The 16,676-nt window shown below is 69.3% G+C and carries 19 protein-coding genes; 11 read left to right on the top strand and 8 right to left on the bottom strand.

Annotation, left to right across the window (positions count from 1 at the left end):
- The first annotated feature begins 113 nt into the window (after window positions 1–113).
- From IEZ21_RS18605 to IEZ21_RS18590, 4 genes are read left to right on the top strand one after another with little or no spacing between them, the layout of a single operon-like run.
- Window positions 114–653 (top strand): hypothetical protein, encoded by a 540-nt coding sequence (locus tag IEZ21_RS18605; protein ID WP_213089317.1) that lies wholly within the window; start codon window positions 114–116, stop codon window positions 651–653.
- 2 nt (window positions 654–655) lie between these two features.
- Entirely contained in the window at window positions 656–1,942 is a 1,287-nt protein-coding gene (locus IEZ21_RS18600) for a peptidoglycan-binding protein (RefSeq protein ID WP_246567870.1), read from the top strand.
- Window positions 1,939–2,634 carry an ABC transporter ATP-binding protein gene (locus IEZ21_RS18595; protein WP_189323036.1) on the top strand — a complete coding sequence of 232 codons (696 nt, stop codon included), beginning with the start codon at window positions 1,939–1,941 and terminating at the stop codon, window positions 2,632–2,634. The genes IEZ21_RS18600 and IEZ21_RS18595 overlap by 4 nt, the downstream gene beginning before the upstream one ends.
- Window positions 2,631–3,863 carry an ABC transporter permease gene (locus IEZ21_RS18590; protein WP_189323035.1) on the top strand — a complete coding sequence of 411 codons (1,233 nt, stop codon included), beginning with the start codon at window positions 2,631–2,633 and terminating at the stop codon, window positions 3,861–3,863. Before IEZ21_RS18595 ends, IEZ21_RS18590 begins: the two co-directional genes overlap by 4 nt.
- 217 nt (window positions 3,864–4,080) lie before the next feature.
- On the opposite strand, the gene IEZ21_RS18585 is transcribed toward IEZ21_RS18590, so the two are convergent.
- Complete coding sequence (locus IEZ21_RS18585; RefSeq protein ID WP_189323034.1) at window positions 4,081–4,842, bottom strand: TetR/AcrR family transcriptional regulator; 762 nt, start codon at window positions 4,840–4,842, stop codon at window positions 4,081–4,083.
- 123 nt (window positions 4,843–4,965) lie between these two features.
- Between IEZ21_RS18585 and IEZ21_RS18580 the strand changes: the two genes are divergently transcribed.
- The 4 genes from IEZ21_RS18580 to IEZ21_RS18565 all read left to right on the top strand — a co-directional run bounded on the left by IEZ21_RS18580 (window position 4,966) and on the right by IEZ21_RS18565 (window position 8,456).
- Window positions 4,966–5,988 (top strand): ATP-binding cassette domain-containing protein, encoded by a 1,023-nt coding sequence (locus tag IEZ21_RS18580; protein ID WP_189323033.1) that lies wholly within the window; start codon window positions 4,966–4,968, stop codon window positions 5,986–5,988.
- A complete protein-coding gene (locus tag IEZ21_RS18575) occupies window positions 5,985–6,809 on the top strand; it encodes an ABC transporter permease (protein WP_189323032.1) in 825 nt (274 codons plus the stop codon). The genes IEZ21_RS18580 and IEZ21_RS18575 overlap by 4 nt, the downstream gene beginning before the upstream one ends.
- A 248-nt stretch (window positions 6,810–7,057) precedes the next feature.
- Window positions 7,058–7,519 carry a GNAT family N-acetyltransferase gene (locus tag IEZ21_RS18570; RefSeq protein WP_189323192.1) on the top strand — a complete coding sequence of 154 codons (462 nt, stop codon included), beginning with the start codon at window positions 7,058–7,060 and terminating at the stop codon, window positions 7,517–7,519.
- 328 nt (window positions 7,520–7,847) lie between these two features.
- Window positions 7,848–8,456 (top strand): SMI1/KNR4 family protein, encoded by a 609-nt coding sequence (locus tag IEZ21_RS18565; protein WP_189323031.1) that lies wholly within the window; start codon window positions 7,848–7,850, stop codon window positions 8,454–8,456.
- Between the two features lie 84 nt (window positions 8,457–8,540).
- Here the strand turns inward: IEZ21_RS18565 and serC are convergent, their stop codons facing one another.
- The 3 genes from serC to IEZ21_RS18550 form a co-directional block, all read right to left on the bottom strand.
- Window positions 8,541–9,659, bottom strand: a complete 1,119-nt coding sequence (serC, locus tag IEZ21_RS18560; protein WP_189323030.1) for a phosphoserine transaminase — start codon at window positions 9,657–9,659, stop codon at window positions 8,541–8,543.
- A gap of 123 nt (window positions 9,660–9,782) precedes the next feature.
- A complete protein-coding gene (locus IEZ21_RS18555) occupies window positions 9,783–10,145 on the bottom strand; it encodes a hypothetical protein (RefSeq protein ID WP_189323029.1) in 363 nt (120 codons plus the stop codon).
- 90 nt (window positions 10,146–10,235) lie between these two features.
- Entirely contained in the window at window positions 10,236–11,564 is a 1,329-nt protein-coding gene (locus IEZ21_RS18550; RefSeq protein ID WP_189323028.1) for an MFS transporter, read from the bottom strand.
- Window positions 11,565–11,772: 208 nt separating this feature from the next.
- Here IEZ21_RS18550 and IEZ21_RS18545 point away from each other — a divergent pair, with 208 nt between their 5' ends.
- A complete protein-coding gene (locus IEZ21_RS18545) occupies window positions 11,773–12,210 on the top strand; it encodes a cytidine deaminase family protein (RefSeq protein ID WP_189323027.1) in 438 nt (145 codons plus the stop codon).
- Window positions 12,211–12,231: 21 nt separating this feature from the next.
- On the opposite strand, the gene IEZ21_RS18540 is transcribed toward IEZ21_RS18545, so the two are convergent.
- From IEZ21_RS18540 to IEZ21_RS18525, 4 genes are all read right to left on the bottom strand, one after another.
- Window positions 12,232–12,762 (bottom strand): GNAT family N-acetyltransferase, encoded by a 531-nt coding sequence (locus IEZ21_RS18540; RefSeq protein ID WP_213089316.1) that lies wholly within the window; start codon window positions 12,760–12,762, stop codon window positions 12,232–12,234.
- A 28-nt stretch (window positions 12,763–12,790) separates the two neighbouring features.
- Window positions 12,791–14,245, bottom strand: coding sequence for an asparagine synthase (locus tag IEZ21_RS18535; protein ID WP_189323025.1), 1,455 nt, complete (start codon window positions 14,243–14,245; stop codon window positions 12,791–12,793).
- Window positions 14,246–14,437: 192 nt separating this feature from the next.
- Complete coding sequence (locus IEZ21_RS18530) at window positions 14,438–14,602, bottom strand: hypothetical protein (RefSeq protein WP_189323024.1); 165 nt, start codon at window positions 14,600–14,602, stop codon at window positions 14,438–14,440.
- 130 nt (window positions 14,603–14,732) lie between these two features.
- A complete protein-coding gene (locus tag IEZ21_RS18525; RefSeq protein ID WP_189323023.1) occupies window positions 14,733–14,906 on the bottom strand; it encodes a hypothetical protein in 174 nt (57 codons plus the stop codon).
- Window positions 14,907–15,056: 150 nt separating this feature from the next.
- Here IEZ21_RS18525 and IEZ21_RS18520 point away from each other — a divergent pair, with 150 nt between their 5' ends.
- Together IEZ21_RS18520 and IEZ21_RS18515 are read left to right on the top strand one after the other, a co-directional pair.
- On the top strand, window positions 15,057–16,283 hold the full coding sequence (locus tag IEZ21_RS18520; protein WP_189323022.1) for a helix-turn-helix domain-containing protein: 1,227 nt from the start codon (window positions 15,057–15,059) through the stop codon (window positions 16,281–16,283).
- Window positions 16,284–16,305: 22 nt separating this feature from the next.
- Window positions 16,306–16,671 (top strand): hypothetical protein, encoded by a 366-nt coding sequence (locus IEZ21_RS18515; RefSeq protein ID WP_189323021.1) that lies wholly within the window; start codon window positions 16,306–16,308, stop codon window positions 16,669–16,671.
- The last annotated feature ends 5 nt before the right edge of the window (window positions 16,672–16,676 follow it).

The following is a 16,676-nucleotide window of genomic DNA, read 5'->3' as shown; positions in this document are numbered from 1 at the left end:
CGGCGGAGGGTCCCCTGATGCTGTGGGGCCAGCCTCCTTCTCGTCATACGGGAACCGCCCGTGCGGGACATCGACGAGAAGAGGCAAGGATGCGCAGGAGGTTGCGGGCCCGAGTGCTCACCGCACCCGCTGCCGTGCTGCTCGCGGCCGGGCTGCTGGCCGGTTGCGGCGGGGGCGGTGACGACAGCGGGCCGGAGGTCGCTTCGGTGGGCGAGTCGCAGAGCGAGTCCGGTTCCGACAGTGCGGACCAGGCCGCGGACGGGAGCGAGGTCGAGCAGGCGCAGGAGTTCGTGGACTGCCTGCGGGACCAGGGGCTGGAGGTCGAGGACCCCGATCCGGTGACGGGCGAGCTGAACATGCAGGGCTTCGTCCAGGGCGACATCGACCGCGACACGCTCACCAAGGCCATGGAGGCCTGCGGGGACAAGGCGCCGCAGTCCCTCCAGGACCGGGCGGGCCAGACGCCGGACCCCGAGCAGATGCGGGAGTTCGCGCAGTGCATGCGGGACAACGACGTCGACATGGCCGACCCCGGCCCGGAGGGCTTCGACCGGGAGGCCATGCCCACGGAGGACCCCGACTTCGAGACGGCGTTGGAGGCCTGCCGCGATCAGCTCGGCTTCGGCGGCGGTAACGAGGAGGAGACGGGGTGAGCGTGAATGGTCAGAAAGCCACGGCCGTCGCCACCGAATCGGCCGGCAGTCCGGAGAGGGCTGATGTCGTCGTACCGGCCGACAGGTCCGAGGGGGCTGCCGCCCTCGCACCCGCCGAGCCCGGTGAGGTTGCCGCCGTCGAGTCGGCCCCGCCGGAAGCCTCCCTCGTCACTGAGGAGCCTCCCGCCGCGCCCGCCCGCCGGCGGCGCCGGCCCCTCCGTATCGCCCTCGCCGTGCTCGCGGCGGTGGCCGTCACCGGGGCTGCCGTGGCCGCGGCGACCGGGGTGTTCGGCGGTACGGAGGACGGGGCCACGGCTTCGGATGCGGCGTCCGGGCCCCCGAAGACCGCCGAGGTGAAGCAGACCAGCCTCACCCGCAGCGAAACGCTCGACGGCACCCTCGGCTATGGCGAGGCCACCCCCGTGCAGGCCTCCGGACAGGGCGTCGTCACCTGGCTGCCCGGCGAGGGCGACACCGTCGAGCGCGGGGAGCCCGTCTACCGGGCCGACGAGAAGAAGGTGCCGCTGCTGTACGGGGCGACGCCCCTGTACCGCCCGCTCGAAACCGGGGCCGAGGGCAGGGACGTCGAACTCCTCGAGAAGAACCTCTCCGCGCTCGGCTACGGCGGCTTCACCGTCGACGACGAGTACACGGAGGGCACCGCCGACGCCGTACGGGACTGGCAGGAGGACCTGGACCGCGAGGAGACCGGCACGGTGCAGCCGGCCGACGCGGTGGTCGCCTCGGGCGCACGGCGCGTCACCGATGTGCAGGCCGCCCTGGGCGCTCCGCCGAACGGTACGGTCCTGACCTGGACCGGCACCGAGCGGACCATCACCGTTCAACTCGCCGTCAAGGACGAGGACTTGGTCTCAGGAGAGGAGACGCGGGCGACGGTCACGCTGCCCGACGGCAGCACCGCCGAGGCGAAGGTGGCCGAGGTGGGCACGGCCGTGACCGCGGAGCCCGCCCAGGAGGGCGAGGTCCAGCAGCAGAGCAGTGAGGACGCCACGCTGCCCGTCACGCTGACCGTCGAGGACCAGAAGAAGCTGGGCCGCTACCAGGCGGCCCCCGTCGACGTCGCCTTCGAGGCGGAGACCCGCGAGGACGTGCTGGCGGTGCCCGTCGAGGCGCTGGTCGCGCTGCGCGAGGGCGGCTACGCGGTGGAGGCCGTGCGGGCGGACGGCACGGAGTATCTGCCCGTGAAGCTCGGCATGTTCTCCGGCGGAATGGTCGAGGTGTCGGGCCAGGGCGTCACGGCCGGACTCAAGGTGGGGGTGCCCAAGTGACGTACCCCATCGTCGAGTTGGGCGACGTCACCAAGACGTACGGCGACGTGGCCGCGCTGAGGGGCGCCGACCTGGTCGTGGAGCGCGGCGAACTCCTCGCCGTCGTCGGCCCGTCGGGCTCCGGCAAGTCCACGCTGCTGAACATCATGGGCACCCTGGACCGCCCGACCTCCGGCACCGTCGGCATCGACGGCCACGACGTCGCCCGGCTGAGCGACCGCGAACTGTCGGCGCTGCGGGCCCGCACGATCGGGTTCGTCTTCCAGCAGTTCCATCTCGCGCGCGGCGTACCGGCGTTGGACAGCGTGGCCGACGGCCTGCTCTACAGCGGCCGTCCCCGCTCCGAACGCAGATGCCTCGCGCAACGGGCCCTGGTCCGAGTCGGCCTCGGCCACCGCCTCGGCCACGAGCCGCACCAGCTCTCGGGCGGCGAGAAACAGCGGGTCGCCCTGGCCCGCGCGGTCGTCGGCGACCCGCCCCTTCTGCTGGCCGACGAACCCACCGGCGCCCTCGACTCCCGCTCCGGCGCGGTCGTCATGGCCCTCCTGCGCGAACTCAACCGCGCCGGCACGACGGTGGTCGTGATCACCCACGACCGGGACATCGCGGCCTCCCTGCCCCGCGAGGTACGCGTACGGGACGGCCGTATCGAGCACGACGCGCCCGTCCTCCACGAGGAGGTACGGGCATGACGACCACGCTCGTACGACCCCCGAAAGCGCCCGCACGGCCACCCCGCCCCGCCCGGCTCAGCCCCGCCGACGTCGTCCGCGTCGCCGGGTTCGGGCTGCGGTCACGGCCCATGCGGGTGTTCCTGTCCGCGCTGGGGATCGCGATCGGGATCGCCGCGATGATCGGGGTCGTCGGGATCTCGACGTCCAGCGGGGAGGACCTGAACCGGAAGCTGGACGCGCTCGGTACGAACCTGCTGACCGTGGAGCCGGGGCAGTCGTTCGGCGGGGGTGATGCCCGGCTGCCGGACGAGGCGGAGGACATGGTGCGCAGGATCGGGCCGGTCGAGGCCGTGTCCGCGATCGGGCTGACCGACGCCAAGGTGTACCGCAACGACCACGTACCCAAGGAGGAGACCGGCGGCATAGGCGTCTACGCAGCCCGCACAGGCCTGCCCGCCACGCTCGGCACCGAGGTCGCCGAGGGCCGGTGGCTGAACGCCGCCAACGCCTCGTACCCGGCCGTCGTCCTCGGCCCGCGCGCCGCCGAACAACTCGGCGTGCACGACACGGGCGCGGACGTCCAAGTGTGGCTCGGCGGACGCTGGTTCACCGTCGTCGGACTGCTCGCGCCCAACGAGCTACTGCCCGAGACGGACTCGGCGGCCCTGGTCGGCTGGCCCGCCGCCGAAGAACTCCTCGGCTTCGACGGCCACCCGACGACCGTGTTCACCCGCGCCGAGTCCGACGCGGTCACCGACGTCCAGTCCGTACTGGGCGCCACCGCCAACCCCGAGGACCCGTCGTCCGTCGAGGTCTCCCGGCCCTCCGACGCGCTCGCCGCCAAGGAGGCCACCGACGAGACCCTGGCCGGTCTGCTGCTCGGGCTCGGCGCGGTCGCCCTGCTGGTCGGCGGCGTCGGTGTCGCCAACACCATGGTCATCTCGGTCCTGGAACGCCGCTCCGAGATCGGGCTCCGCCGCTCGATGGGCGCCACCAAGGGGCAGATCCGTACGCAGTTCCTGTGCGAGTCACTGCTCCTGTCCGCGCTCGGCGGTGCGGGCGGCGTGCTGCTCGGCATCGCCGTCACGGGCGGCTACGCCTCCTACCAGGGCTGGCCCGCCGTGGTCCCCGCCTGGGCGATGCTCGGCGGTCTGGGCGCGACGCTCGTCATCGGCGGCCTCGCCGGGTTCTATCCGGCGGTACGAGCGGCCAAGCTGCCCCCGACAGAGGCGCTGGCGGCGGCCTGACGGCCCGCCTCCTCGCCTCTTCAAGAACGGGCCCGGCCTCCCCGTCCCCCCGGGGGAGGCCGGGCCTCACTTTTGCCCACCGGCCGCGCCATTGAAAGGGGGCCGTAGGCCCTCCTTTCAAGGGGCGCGGGGAACTGCGCGACCAGCCACAACGAACCCGCAGCCGCAGAACCCCGCAACCCATCGAGCTCTCCGACCTGCCCAACCGGCGGAGCCGTCACGCTCCGCCGCGCCGCGTGACGAGCGATTCCAGCCCGTCCAGGAGCCGCTGGAGCCCGAACTCGAAGTGGTCGAAGTCGGTGCCGAAGGCGTCTTCGCTGAGTGAGGCGAGAACGGGGTAGCGGCCGCTGGTCATGGCTTTCTCCAGGACCGGGGACTGTGCCTCCCAGAACTCCGCGTCCGTCAGGCCCGACTTCCGCTCCGCCTCCTTCTGGTACAGCTGCGTGCGGGCGGCCCCGATGACGTACCCGTCGATCATGATGATGGCCGAGACCAGTTCAGGGTCGGTCAGGCCCATCGGCTTGATGCGGGCGAGCACCATCTCCATGCCGTCGAGGGCGCCCGGGCCGAGTACTGGACGGGTCTGGTTCACCTGGAGCAGCCAGGGGTGGCGGCGGTAGAGGGCGAGGGTCTCGCGGCCCAGAGCCTCCAGAGTCGCGCGCCAGTTCTCGCCGAGCGCGGCCTCGTCCTCACCCGGGCGCTGTACGCGGTCCAGCATCAGGTCGAGCAGCTCGCCCTTGCCGGGGACGTAGCGGTACAGGGACATCGTGCCGGTGCCGAGCTCCGTGGAGAGCCGGCGCATCGAGACGGCCTCCAGACCCTCCGCGTCCGCGATCTGGATGGCCGCGTCCACGATCCGGTCGAGCGTCAGTCCCGGTTTCGGGCCGCGGCTTGGGCGTTTGCCCGTGTCCCAGAGCAGGTTGAGGGTGCGGACGATGTCTCCGCTGCCACTGGTGTCCGGACCCGACGTGCTTGCCATGTGCTTCAGGATAATCCCTTGGACCGGAAACTGGGTACGGTGTACCCTCAAAAGGGTACGGCGTACTCAGTTTTGGATCGCCGCAGGGGTTTTCGCAGAGGTTTCACTACGGGAGGGGTACACATGAGCGGCTACGCGGTCCGGGCCGAAGGGCTCGAGAAGAGGTACGGGGAGAAGCGCGCCCTCGACGGCTTCGACCTGGCGGTGCGGGAAGGAACCGTCCACGGCCTGCTCGGGCCGAACGGCGCGGGCAAGACCACCGCCGTCCGCATCCTGTCGACGCTCATCAGGCTCGACGGCGGACAGGCGCAGGTGGCGGGTCTGGACGTGGCGCGGCAGCCGCGGGAGGTACGGGCCCGGATCGGCCTCACCGGTCAGTACGCGGCCGTGGACGAGGTGCTGACAGGGCGACAGAACCTCGAGATGTTCGGCCGGCTGTTCCACTTGGGCGGACGCAGGGCGCGCCTGCGGGCCGGTGAGCTTCTGGAGCAGTTCGACCTGGTCGACGCGGCCGACAAGGGAGTCGGCAAGTACAGCGGCGGCATGCGGCGGCGCCTCGACCTCGCCGCCTCGATGATCCTCACGCCCAGCGTGCTGTTCCTGGACGAGCCGACGACCGGGCTCGATCCCCGCGGTCGCGGTGAAGTCTGGGAATCCGTACGGGCGTTGGTGACCGGCGGCACCACGGTGCTGCTGACCACGCAGTACCTGGAGGAGGCCGACAAGCTCGCCTCGCACATCACCGTCATCGACCAGGGCCGCGCCATCGCCGACGACACCCCGGACGGGCTGAAGAACACGGTCGGCGGCGACCGTATCGAGGTGGTCCTCGCCGAGCGCGCCGACATCCCGCGCGCCGTGAAGGTCGTCGCCAAGGTCTCCGACGCCGAACCGGAGACGGACGAGACCGAGTTGAAGGTGCACGCACCGGTGACCGACCGGGTCTCGGCTCTCACCGAGGTGGCGCGCACCCTTCAGGACGAGGGGGTCCAGGTCGAGGACATCGGCCTGCGCAGGCCGAGCCTCGACGACGTCTTCATGCGCCTGACGGGACACCGCACGGACGTTGCCCAGAACACCGAGGATCCCCAGAACCCCAAAGCCTCCAAGGACTCCAAGGACTCCAAGAAAGGGGCGGCGGCATGAGCGCGCTCGACCTGACGACCGGACAGAGCAGCCACGGTCGCGCCTACTGGGCCCTCGCCGACTGCTGGAACATCGTCCGCCGCGGCCTCACCCACTACCAGCGCCAACCCATCAACATCGCCTGGCAGTTGGGCTTCCCGATCCTCTCCGTCCTGCTGTACGGGTATGTCTTCGGCAGCGCGATGCAGGTGCCCGGCGGCGGGGACTACAAGGACTTCCTGATGCCGGGCATGTTCGTGATGACGATGGCCTTCGGCTTCATCAACACGGCGACGCTCGTGGTGTACGACTCCACCAACGGCGTCATCGACCGCTTCCGCTCCATGCCCATGGCGCCGTCCGCGGTCGTCGCCGGGCGCGGTGTCACCGATCTGATCGTGGCCTGCGCGGAGCTGACGATCCTGATGCTCACCGCGGTCGCCATGGGCTGGCGCCCGAACGGCGGCCTCGACTTCCTCCTCGCCTTCGGCCTGCTCCTGTGGCTACGCCTCTCACTGATCTGGCTCGGCGTGTGGCTCGGCCTCCTGGTGCCCAACCCGGAGGCGGCGGGCGGCCTGTTCGCGGTCGCCTTCCCGCTGACCATGATCTCCAGCATCTTCGTCGCACCCCAACTGATGCCGGACTGGCTGGGCTTCGTCGCGGCCTGGAACCCGATCTCGTCGACGGCCGCGGCCACGCGCGAGCTGTTCGGGACGCCGGTCGGCAGCGGCGACTCGTGGGTCGAGCAGAACGCGCTGCTGATGTCGGGGGTGTGGCCGGTGATCCTGACGGCGATCTTCTTGCCGTTGGCGGTACGCAGGTTCCAGAAGCTGAGCAGGTGATTTCGGCGGTACGGAGAGGGGGCGCCCGGCACGAGGAAAGCGCCGGGCGCTTCACACACGAGCGCCAGTACGTGACCCAGCCGTGAGCAACTCGCACCATGTTCTTGGCTGGTTGTGCCTCCGTAGCCCTGTGGCTCTATGCCCTGTGTTCCTATTCCGGAGTGAACATCGAGAACTCCAGGGCGCCTGATGAGAAGAGGCCGAGCCGCTGCGTCCGGCGGCGGGCTGATGGCGATGTCGAGGAATGTGTGCGGGTCCTCGCGGAAGTCCATGAACGCGACGGCTATCCGATGAACTGGCCCAGTCAGCCCGGCGAGTGGCTGTCAGGCGGTCCCCTGCTGGGCTCCTGGGTTGCCGAACTCGAAGGCCGCTTGGTCGGGCACATCAGTTTGTCGCAAGGCGGCGAAGGCGATCTGGCCCCGATGTTGTGGAGCGAGAGGAGCGGGGCGACGCGGGGTATGACCGCCGTGGTCAGCAGGCTGTTCGTTGCCCCGCAGGCGAGGGGACATCGGATCGGTGCACTGCTGATCGGCCAGGCAGTGGAGGAGGCGCGACGTCGTGGCCTGCATCCGGTACTCGACGTCGTCGCATCCGATGCCGCGGCGGCAGCCCTGTATGAGCGGCTGGGCTGGGACCTGATGGCCACAGTCGAGCAACAGTGGAGCCCACACCAAACGGTGGCCATCCGCTGTTACGCAGCGCCATCGTGACGTCGCCGCTCATAGCCACTCGTTGACGACTTCGACGAGGACGGTCGCCTCGTGGCGGAGCGTGAGCTTGTCGCACCTCGTGGCAGGCGCGCTCATGGTGCTGGGGCGTACAGCGTGAGCACTTCGCCAGGTTGTGTTCACACACCGCTCGTTTGAGTGCCTGAAGGGCATACTCCCCCTCACTGTTCACGCTTTTCGCGCGCATGTCCGTGGGCGGCGAACTTGACGCAGTCTCCATCGCCCGCGGAGGAGAACGATTTCTGCCACGTTGCACCCAACTCGGGGACGTCCAGGACTACGTGATGCGACATTCCAAGGGAGTAGCCCGGTGACGATCAATGAGTCGTGGGAGAAGATCGAGCGGTGGCTGGCGCGGTATGCGCCTGAAGAGGAGTTGCCGGGGCCGGCCGGTCTGGACGACATCGCGAGACTTTCCGATCAGATCGGTGTCCAACTTCCGCCGGATGTCGAGCACTCGTTGCTGCGGCATAACGGATCGGGGTTCGTCACGATCGTTCCGCCTGGCGTTGTCCTGTATGGCGTCGACGAGATCGCGCGCTCCAAGGGTCGCTTCGCCAAGGGTGAAGAGAGCGTGTACGTGCCCATCGGCAACATTGGCTCGTGGGAGGAGATCGTCGACACCAGGACGGGGCGCATCGGGGGCCACGACCCCGAGCAGGGGTATTTCTGGGAGGACGATCCGCTCTGGGAGTCATTCTCAACTGTGCTGGCGTTTGTGGCAGATGTTCTGGATTCTCCGCCGCCGTGGATCGCGATGCTGCCGGGCGAGGAAGAGTGGGAGGCGACGTATCAGGATGCTGTCTTCCCGGGCACCCTCTCGTGGACCGAGGAACCCAACGGACCTGTCGACTGGGACATGGACAGTCTTGCCCGCCAGTTCGGGCCCATCGGCGGCAGCAACGGCAACGGCTCCTGACGCGCGGGCCCGCCTCACTCGAGCCGCACGACAAAGGCGCCCGGTGATGGTCACCGGGCGCCCTTCAGCGTCGTACGTAAGTGGTCAGAGACGCTCGATCACGTAGTCGATGCACTTCGTCAGCGCCTCGATGTCCGCCGGGTCGATCGCCGGGAACATCGCGACGCGGAGCTGGTTGCGGCCGAGCTTGCGGTACGGCTCGGTGTCGACGATGCCGTTGGCACGCAGGACCTTGGCCACGGCGGCGGCGTCGACCTCGTCCGAGAAGTCGATCGTGCCGATGACCTGGGAGCGCTTGGCGGGGTCGGTGACGAACGGGTTCGCGTACTTGAGGTCCTCGGCCCAGCCGTAGAGGGTGCGCGCGGAGGTGGCGGTGCGGCGGACCGACCAGTCGAGGCCGCCCTGGCCGTTGAGCCACTCCAGCTGGTCGTTGAGGAGGAAGAGGGTGGCGAGGGCCGGGGTGTTGTACGTCTGGTTCTTGCGGGAGTTGTCGATCGCCGTCGGGAGCGAGAAGAACTCCGGTACGTGGCGGCCGGACGCGTGGATCCGCTCGGCGCGCTCGATGGCGACCGGGGAGAAGATGCCGATCCACAGGCCGCCGTCGGCGGCGAAGGACTTCTGCGGGGCGAAGTAGTAGACGTCCGTCTCGGCGATGTCGACGGGGAGGCCGCCGGCGCCGCTCGTCGCGTCCACGACGACGAGGGAGCCCTCGTCGGCACCTTCGACCCGCTTGACGGGGGCCGCGACGCCGGTGGAGGTCTCGTTGTGCGTGAACGCGTAGACGTCCACGCCCGCCTCGGCCTGCGGGTCCGGGTGGGTGCCCGGGTCGCTCGCGATGACGGTCGGCTCGGCCAGCCAGGGGGCGAGCTTCGCGGCCTTCGCGAACTTGGACGAGAACTCGCCGAAGCTCAGGTGCTGCGACTTGTTCTCGATCAGCCCGTGGGTCGCGACGTCCCAGAACGCGGTGGAGCCGCCGTTGCCGAGGATGACCTCGTACCCCTCGGGGAGGGAGAAGAGGTCACGCACGCCCTCGCGGACCTTGCCGACGAGGTTCTTCACGGGGGCCTGCCGGTGAGAGGTGCCCATGAGGGATGTACCGGTGGCGGCCAGCGCGTCCAGCGCCTCCGTCCGCACCTTGGAGGGGCCCGAGCCGAAACGTCCGTCGGCGGGCTTGATGTCAGCGGGAATCTGGATCTCAGCCACGACGGGAGCCTATCCGCTCCCGGAAACCTGGGCGAAACGTCGTCCGTCGGGTGAGACGGCGAACCCCGGCGCGAGACGCACACGCCGGGGCTCGACGAAAGGCTCGGACAGAGCCAGACAGAGTCAGTAGCGCGTCGGGAACAGTTGCAGCTTGGCCTTGCTGCCGGACACCGACTTGACCCAGATCTTGAGGTTGTTGAACTGGACGACGCCGCCCGGGCTGGTGCTGCCGGTGAGTGCCCCGCCGGCGGCCGACATCCTCACGGACCGGGAGCTGATGGACGTGATCTTCAGCTTCCCGAACCCGAACTTGTTGGCGTTCACCTTGATGGTCTTGGGCGCCGACACGGTGCCCTGGCACCGCCCGTCGTAGCAGGGCCCGTTGGCGGCGGACGCCGCCGGCGCCATCAGGCCGAAGCCCAGCGCGCCCGCCGTGGTCAGCGTCAGGGCGGTCTTCGCGGCTCGTCGGCTCATGCGCGTACTCATCAGTGGACCTCCTGCTTTCAAGTGGGGGAATCCGTACGGCATTTGTAAACCGTCGGCCCGGGGACCCCTCCCGAGGAGGCGCCCGCGCGCTTACGGAGCTTGCGCCGCGGGCGCGGCTGTCTCGCGTGCCTGCTTCAGCCGTGCCGCGTGCTCGTTCGTTCGTACGTCGTAGGTCATGAGCTTCGGGAGGCAGAGGGCCAGGGCCCCTACCGCGGCCACGCACAGCAGACCGCCGGACCAGATCGAGGTGCGTACGGTCGTCAAGGCGGCCATGGTGCCCGCCCGGACCTGCCCCAGCTGGGGGCCGACCGAGTAGGAGAGGAGTTCGATACCGGCCAGCCGGCCGCGCAACTCGTCCGGGATCGTCTGGTTCCACATGGCCGCGCGGAAGATTCCGCTGACCATGTCGAAGCCGCCGGCCAGGGTGAGGAAGCCGAGCACCAGCCAGACGTTGTGAGCCGCGCCCGCGGCCACCATCGCCAGGCCCCAGCAGGCCGCCGCCAGGACCACCATCCGGCCGTGGCGGTGGACCCGTGAGGTCCAGCCGCTGGTGAGGCTGACCAGGAGGGAGCCGGCCGGGATCGAGGCGTACATGAGGCCGAGTGACCACTCGGCGTCGAGGTCGTCCGCGAGGAAGGGGAGGACGGCGAGGGGGAAGGCGAGGAACATGGCGGCCAGGTCGATCGTGTAGGTGCCCAGGAGCTCCTTGCGGCTCCACGCGTAGCGCGCGCCCTCCGCGATGGACCGCAGGGACGGTTTGGCCGCCTCGTGAGCGGCCGGTGACGCGGCCAGGCCGAGGGCCAGGACGACCGAGATCGCGAAGGTGGCGAGGTCCACGGCGTAGGCCCAGCCGAGCCCCGCGTACGCCACGACGAGGCCCGCGACGGCCGGGCCCGCGACGCCGCCGACCGTCCAGCGCAGGGAGTTGAGCGCGGCGGCTGCCGGGAGGTGCTCGTGCGCGACGATGCGTGGCACGAGCGCGTCCAGCGCGGGCCGCTGGAGCGCGACGAGCGCGGCGGACAGCGCGGCCACCGCGTACAGCGGCCACACCACCGGATGCGGCAGCAGCGCGTTGAGCAGCAGACCGGCGCTGAGCAGTCCCTGCCCCACCTCCGTCCAGAGGATCAGCTTGCGTTTGTCCAGTGCGTCGGCCAGAGCGCCGCCGTACAGACCGAAGACGATCAGCGGTACGAGTTCCGCGGCGCCGATCGCGCCCACGGCCACCGCGGATCCCGTGAGCTCTTTCATCTGCACCGGAAGCGCCACGAAGGTCAGGAAGCTGCCGAAGTTGGTGACGATCCCGGCGACCCAGAGCCGTCGGAAGTCGGGGGAGGTCCGCCATGGGGCCAGGTCCGGCAACAGCGCGCGTAAGCGTCCGGCGGCGGGCGGGGGAGAGGGGGCGTCGTCGGGGGTCGTCACGACCTGCCATGTTCCGGCCAGGCTCCCCGCGGAGACAAACGCTTTTCGCGAGCTTCAGCCCGGCGTCGAGGCGCTTCGGGCAGCCGCCACATCATCTGCCGGAACGCCGGAACGCCGGAACGCCGGAACAAGGACACTGCCGATATTCGCTTGCGCGCCCTCGTCACGCGGGCCAACGTCGCCTGACACCCCGACGAAGGCAGAAACGATGACCGCGCAGACCCACCCCGTCGACCACGAACTCATAGAAGCCGCAGCGCACATCGCTCGCACACGCTGCCGGGGCGACAACCACACGATGGCAGCCGCGGCCCGTGCCCGGGACGGCCGGATCGTCACCGCCGTGAACGCCTACCACTTCACCGGAGGCCCCTGCGCCGAGTTGGTCCTCATCGGTGCGGCAGCCGCCCAGGGTGCCTACGAGCTGGACACGATCGTCGCCGTGGGCGACCGTGACCGAGGGGTTGTTCCCCCGTGCGGCCGGTGCCGTCAGGTCCTTCTCGACTACTTCCCCGACCTCAAGGTCATCGTCGGCGCGGGCGAGCGCATCCGGACCGTCCTCATCACCGACTTGCTGCCCGAAAGCTACGTCTGGGCCGACCACCAGCTCGACGTCGAGAACACAGCGCCACTCAGCATGGGCTGACACCACCAGCGGCGCTACGAGTCAGGCATCGATGGCCGACCGGATGGGCAGATCGGTGAGTTCTTCGGCCTTGCGCGCCAGGAGGTAAGCGGGGTGTCCGTGGCGTTCGGTGGTGTGGACGAGTGCGAAGTCCTGAACGTCCCGGTAGTAGCGGACCAGGCCAAGGTGTCCGCAGCCGCGCCGTACCCACTCCTTGCCTGTGCGGACGGCGTGTCCGAGTGCCCACCAGGCGATCAGCGCACCCGGGCGTTCGGTTCTCCGGGCGGGGTCGGTGAAGGTGGTGGCGAGGAAGAGCGTCGGTTCGGCACGCTCGGCGTCGGTCCAGCCCCAGTGCGGGGTTTCCTTGTACAGGCTGGTGCAGCCGATCAGACGCCCCTCGGCGTCGGTCATGGCCCAGACCGGAGTGTGGTCGTCGGCGGCCTGGGCAGCGATCTGGTCGGCACGGCCCGGCAGCTCCTCGCCGCCCTCCAGACCGCGCCGGACCATCCAGGTGGCACGGTCGCGGATCAGCGCGGCGTAGGCGGGGACGTCGGCTCCTGTGGCCGGTCGCATGACATACACGATGTCTCTCCAGAGTGGGTCACGAGCGGGCGTTGCGGGCTGCGAGGTCGGCGGCGATGACGTCGGCGAGCCGGTCGTCCGTCTCCAGGATGGTGCCCACGCGGATGCGGCGGACGGTTTCGGCGAAGGTGTCGGGGTCGATCAGCTTGGCGTCGATGAGCGGAGAGCCGTCCTTCAGGATGCGGTCGGCGTGCGCCGGGATGTGCTCGCGCAGGGCCTTGTGCATGACGTGGGTGAAGTTCTCCGGGAGCCGAGGTCGCACCACGTCGTCGGACAGGCCGAGGTGGGTCAGCCGCCTGCGGTGCAGGGTCTTGTCGGAACGCCAGTCGCGGGGCAGCCATTCACCGAAGCGGATCATGGCTGGGTCGGCGAAGGGGTGGATGGGCCAGATCCCCGCGTCCAGCAGAAGCGGCGCGGCGGAGGCCAGCGCCAGCAGGGTCATTTCGTTGACGACCGTGGGCGGGGCGGTGCCGGCCTCGGCGTCGTGGAGAACTTCGCGGGCTACGGGACCGAGCCAGGGTGTGGTCAGGTGAGCGGGGCCGACTGGCAGGTGTGGGGCCTCGGTTGGGGTCAGCGCCAGCATCTCGTCACCACCGATACCGGTGATCACCGTGCGGACGCCATGAGCGGTGAGCGCTTCCACCAGGGCGGCGGTCGCCTCGTGGTACGACTCCTCGTACGGATTGACGAAACCTCCCAGCGCCCGGCGTCCGGTGGAGTGCAGGGGTGCGAGGGCATCGGCATCCGTGGTCACGTCCGCCCGGAACTGGGCGCGGCGAATCATCTCCTGGCGGCGTCGGCGTTGCTGCACTCCGCCGGGGCCGGGCAGCAGCATGGCGGAGGCCAGGATGCGGCCGGGGTAACGGAGTGAGGCGTGGGTGCCGGTGACGGCGGAGTCCATGCCGCCGGACAGGTGCGCGGTGGTGGTGTCCGGGTCGAAGACATGCCGGTCCAGGACTCCGTTCAGCAACTCTTCGTAGGCGGCCAGTACGTCGGAGTCCGGCCGGAGTCGGCGGGCGGTCGAGTGGCGGGCTGCCTCGGGCATCTGGAAGGAGAGAGAGCCGCCGTCGAAGGTGGCTGTGGCTCGCTCGGTTAGCCGGTACAGGCCGGTGAAGCTGGTGCGGTGGGTGTAGCGGAACCACAGGGCCAGCAGGCGGGTGGTCTCCACGACGTCCAGGATCACGGTCGGCAGGTGGCGGGCGGCGTCGGCCATGTTCCACGAGCCGTGCAGAATCCCGTCGTTGGCGGCGAGGTAGACGGGTGCGGTGCCGTGGGTTCCGGCAGTGAGGGATACCTGGCCGGTCCTGGTGGTCTCCACGGTGGCGAAGTCGAGCGGCCACTGGCGGGCTTCATCCAGGAGGCGGTGGTATCCGTCCGTCGGCAGTTCGACCACCGCCCGTCGCCCGTGGTCCTCCCGGTCCGGCAGGAGTTCACGGACGGTGACGAACGTGGCCCCCGTCGAGCGATCGGCCACGGTGAGGCAGTCCAGGGCGGGATGGGCGAGAGGTTCGATCCATGACCGGCCGGACTCGAGGCGATTCCCGTTCCATGTCCAAGACCCATCCAGCCTCTGGGGGTTGATCTGCAGCTTCAACACGGTTTCTCCCAGGATCACGGGAGGGACGGTCCGGGGCGCGAGCAGTGCCCCGGACCGCCCCTCCCCGGTTCAGACGCGGATGGTGTCGTACTGGTGGTGGGTGTCGCTGGAGCCGGGATCCTTCTTGTAGGCGAAACGCTCGGCCAACTCCGGTACGTGGTACTGCGGTTCGTCCGTGAAGATGCGGCTGCCGATCTGGGTCGCCAGCGCGGTCTGTTGCTCTAGGTACGCCATCGCTTCTCCTGCTTCTCTCGGGTTCCGGATTGATGTCGTCGCGTCTCGCCCGCTGCTTCGGGAAGGAGCGGAGGAGGTGATGCACCATCCAGTGCCGGGCGACATGGCTCCGGCATCGGATGGCAGTTCGCTACGGCCCGCTGACTTCCCGCGCCACCTCGGGCTGGTTGGCGGCCAATGGCGTCTGGCAGTGAACGCACCGAGCGGTCGTGTCCTCCCAGATCACCAGGCAGGAGCAGCCGGGGCACCTCTTGATCTCTTCGCCGTCGATGACGACGGGCTTGGTCGGGGCTGATCTGTTCATCTCCGCTGCTCCTCGCGAGGGACCGGGTACGAGGACCAGTGAAGGACCATGCGCCGATGGGGACCACGGCAGAACTGCCGTAGTTATGTGGCACGTTCGCTGCATCTATTACTGTGAGCTGCCGCATCGTCACACCCTGGAGGGTCGGCTATGAGAGCCAGGCGTGATCGGCTCGTCCGCCGCAGAAAGGTGTGCGGCTACAGTCAGGAGCAGCTGGCTGAACTGCTGGGCGTGGATCGCACTTCCATCGGCCGGTGGGAACGCGGCGAGACGGACCCTCAGGCGTTTTTGTGGCCCAAACTGGCCGGCCCGCTCAAGGTGACCCCTTCAGAGCTGGACAAGCTGTTGCAGTCAGAGCCAGCCTTGCCCACGGGGGTGGCCGAGACGAAGGGAGGTGACCTCGACGACGTGATCCGACGAGACTTCCTCCAGCTGATGACCGTGACGGCGGCGTCCACGGCGCTGCCTGCCTCCGCGAACGCCGCAGACCGTAGTCACGGCTACCGGCCGATGAACGAACACCTGTGGAAGGTGTATTCACTGGCCCCCTCGAAACGATCCGTGTACCCCCTCGTACGCGACCAGGCCGCCGAGCTGGCCACCGCCCTGCACGGCGCCGGCACCGAGACGACCCGTAAGCGGCTGTGCCAGGAGGCCGGGGACCTGTTCCAGCTCGCCGGAGAGGTCCTGTTCGACGGCAGTCACTACACCGATGCCGCACACTGCTACACCCTCGCGGCAAGCGCCGCGAGGGAAGCGGGCAACCCTGATCTCTGGGCCTGCGCACTGACTCGGCACGCCTTCGTCGGCCTGTACGGCGACCAGAAGTACCGGGAGACGGTTCCGCTCCTGGAACTGGCTCGCACCGTCGCGGAACGGGGAGACACCAGCTTGTCCACGCGTCACTGGGTGGCAGCCGTCCAGGCCGAGGCGTACGCCGGGACAGGGGACTTGGACGCCTGCAAGCGCGCTCTGGACCAGGCCGCGGAAGTCCACGCCCTCAGCGGGGACCTGCACAACGGCGGCTGGCTTCGCTTCGACGGCTCCCGCCTCGCCGAGGAACGCGGTACCTGCTTCGTACGGCTCGGCCGTCTCGACCTGGCAGAGGAAGCCCTCACCGAGGCGCTGAAGACGAAGCCGTCCATGCGGCGCCGGGGAAGCGTGCTGACAGACCTTGCCCTTCTGGGCGCCCAGCGGCGCGACGTGGACCAGATCATCAGCTATGCCCAAGACGCCCTTGATCTCGCCCGGCAGAGCGCATCAGGCTATGTCGCGCACAAGCTGCGCGGCTTGCAGCCCAGACTCACTCCGTTCCTGTCCGACCGACGCGTAAGTGATCTCAATGACCGGATCACGGAGCTGGCCTCAACCGCCTGAACTCAGTTGAGAGGGAAGCAACTTGAGCAACGACAACGGCCGCGTCTTCCGCGAGGCCTGGATCGCGGGAGTCACCAAGCACTACCCCGGCGAACCCAAGCCCGGCTACGTCACCCCCTGGGACGACACCCCGGACTGGGAGAGGGCGGCGGCTGCGGCGGTGTACGAACAAGTACGCCAGTTCATCGAGATCAGCGAAGGCATGACGCGAAAGCTCACCCGCGAGCAGCGCGGCCACTTCATCGCCACCTGCTGGATCGCCCAAATCCACAAGCACATCGAAGAACCGAAGCCCGGATACGTCGCCGATTACGCCGACCTGCCCGAGTGGCAGCGTGAGACGGATGCCGACATCTTCGACGCCATCGAGGATCAGATGCGGCGTTAGTCGGC

Origin of the sequence: Streptomyces flaveus, from assembly GCF_014647675.1 — a bacterium.
Lineage (GTDB): Bacteria > Actinomycetota > Actinomycetes > Streptomycetales > Streptomycetaceae > Streptomyces > Streptomyces flaveus.
This window is presented reverse-complemented; position numbering and strand designations above follow the sequence as displayed.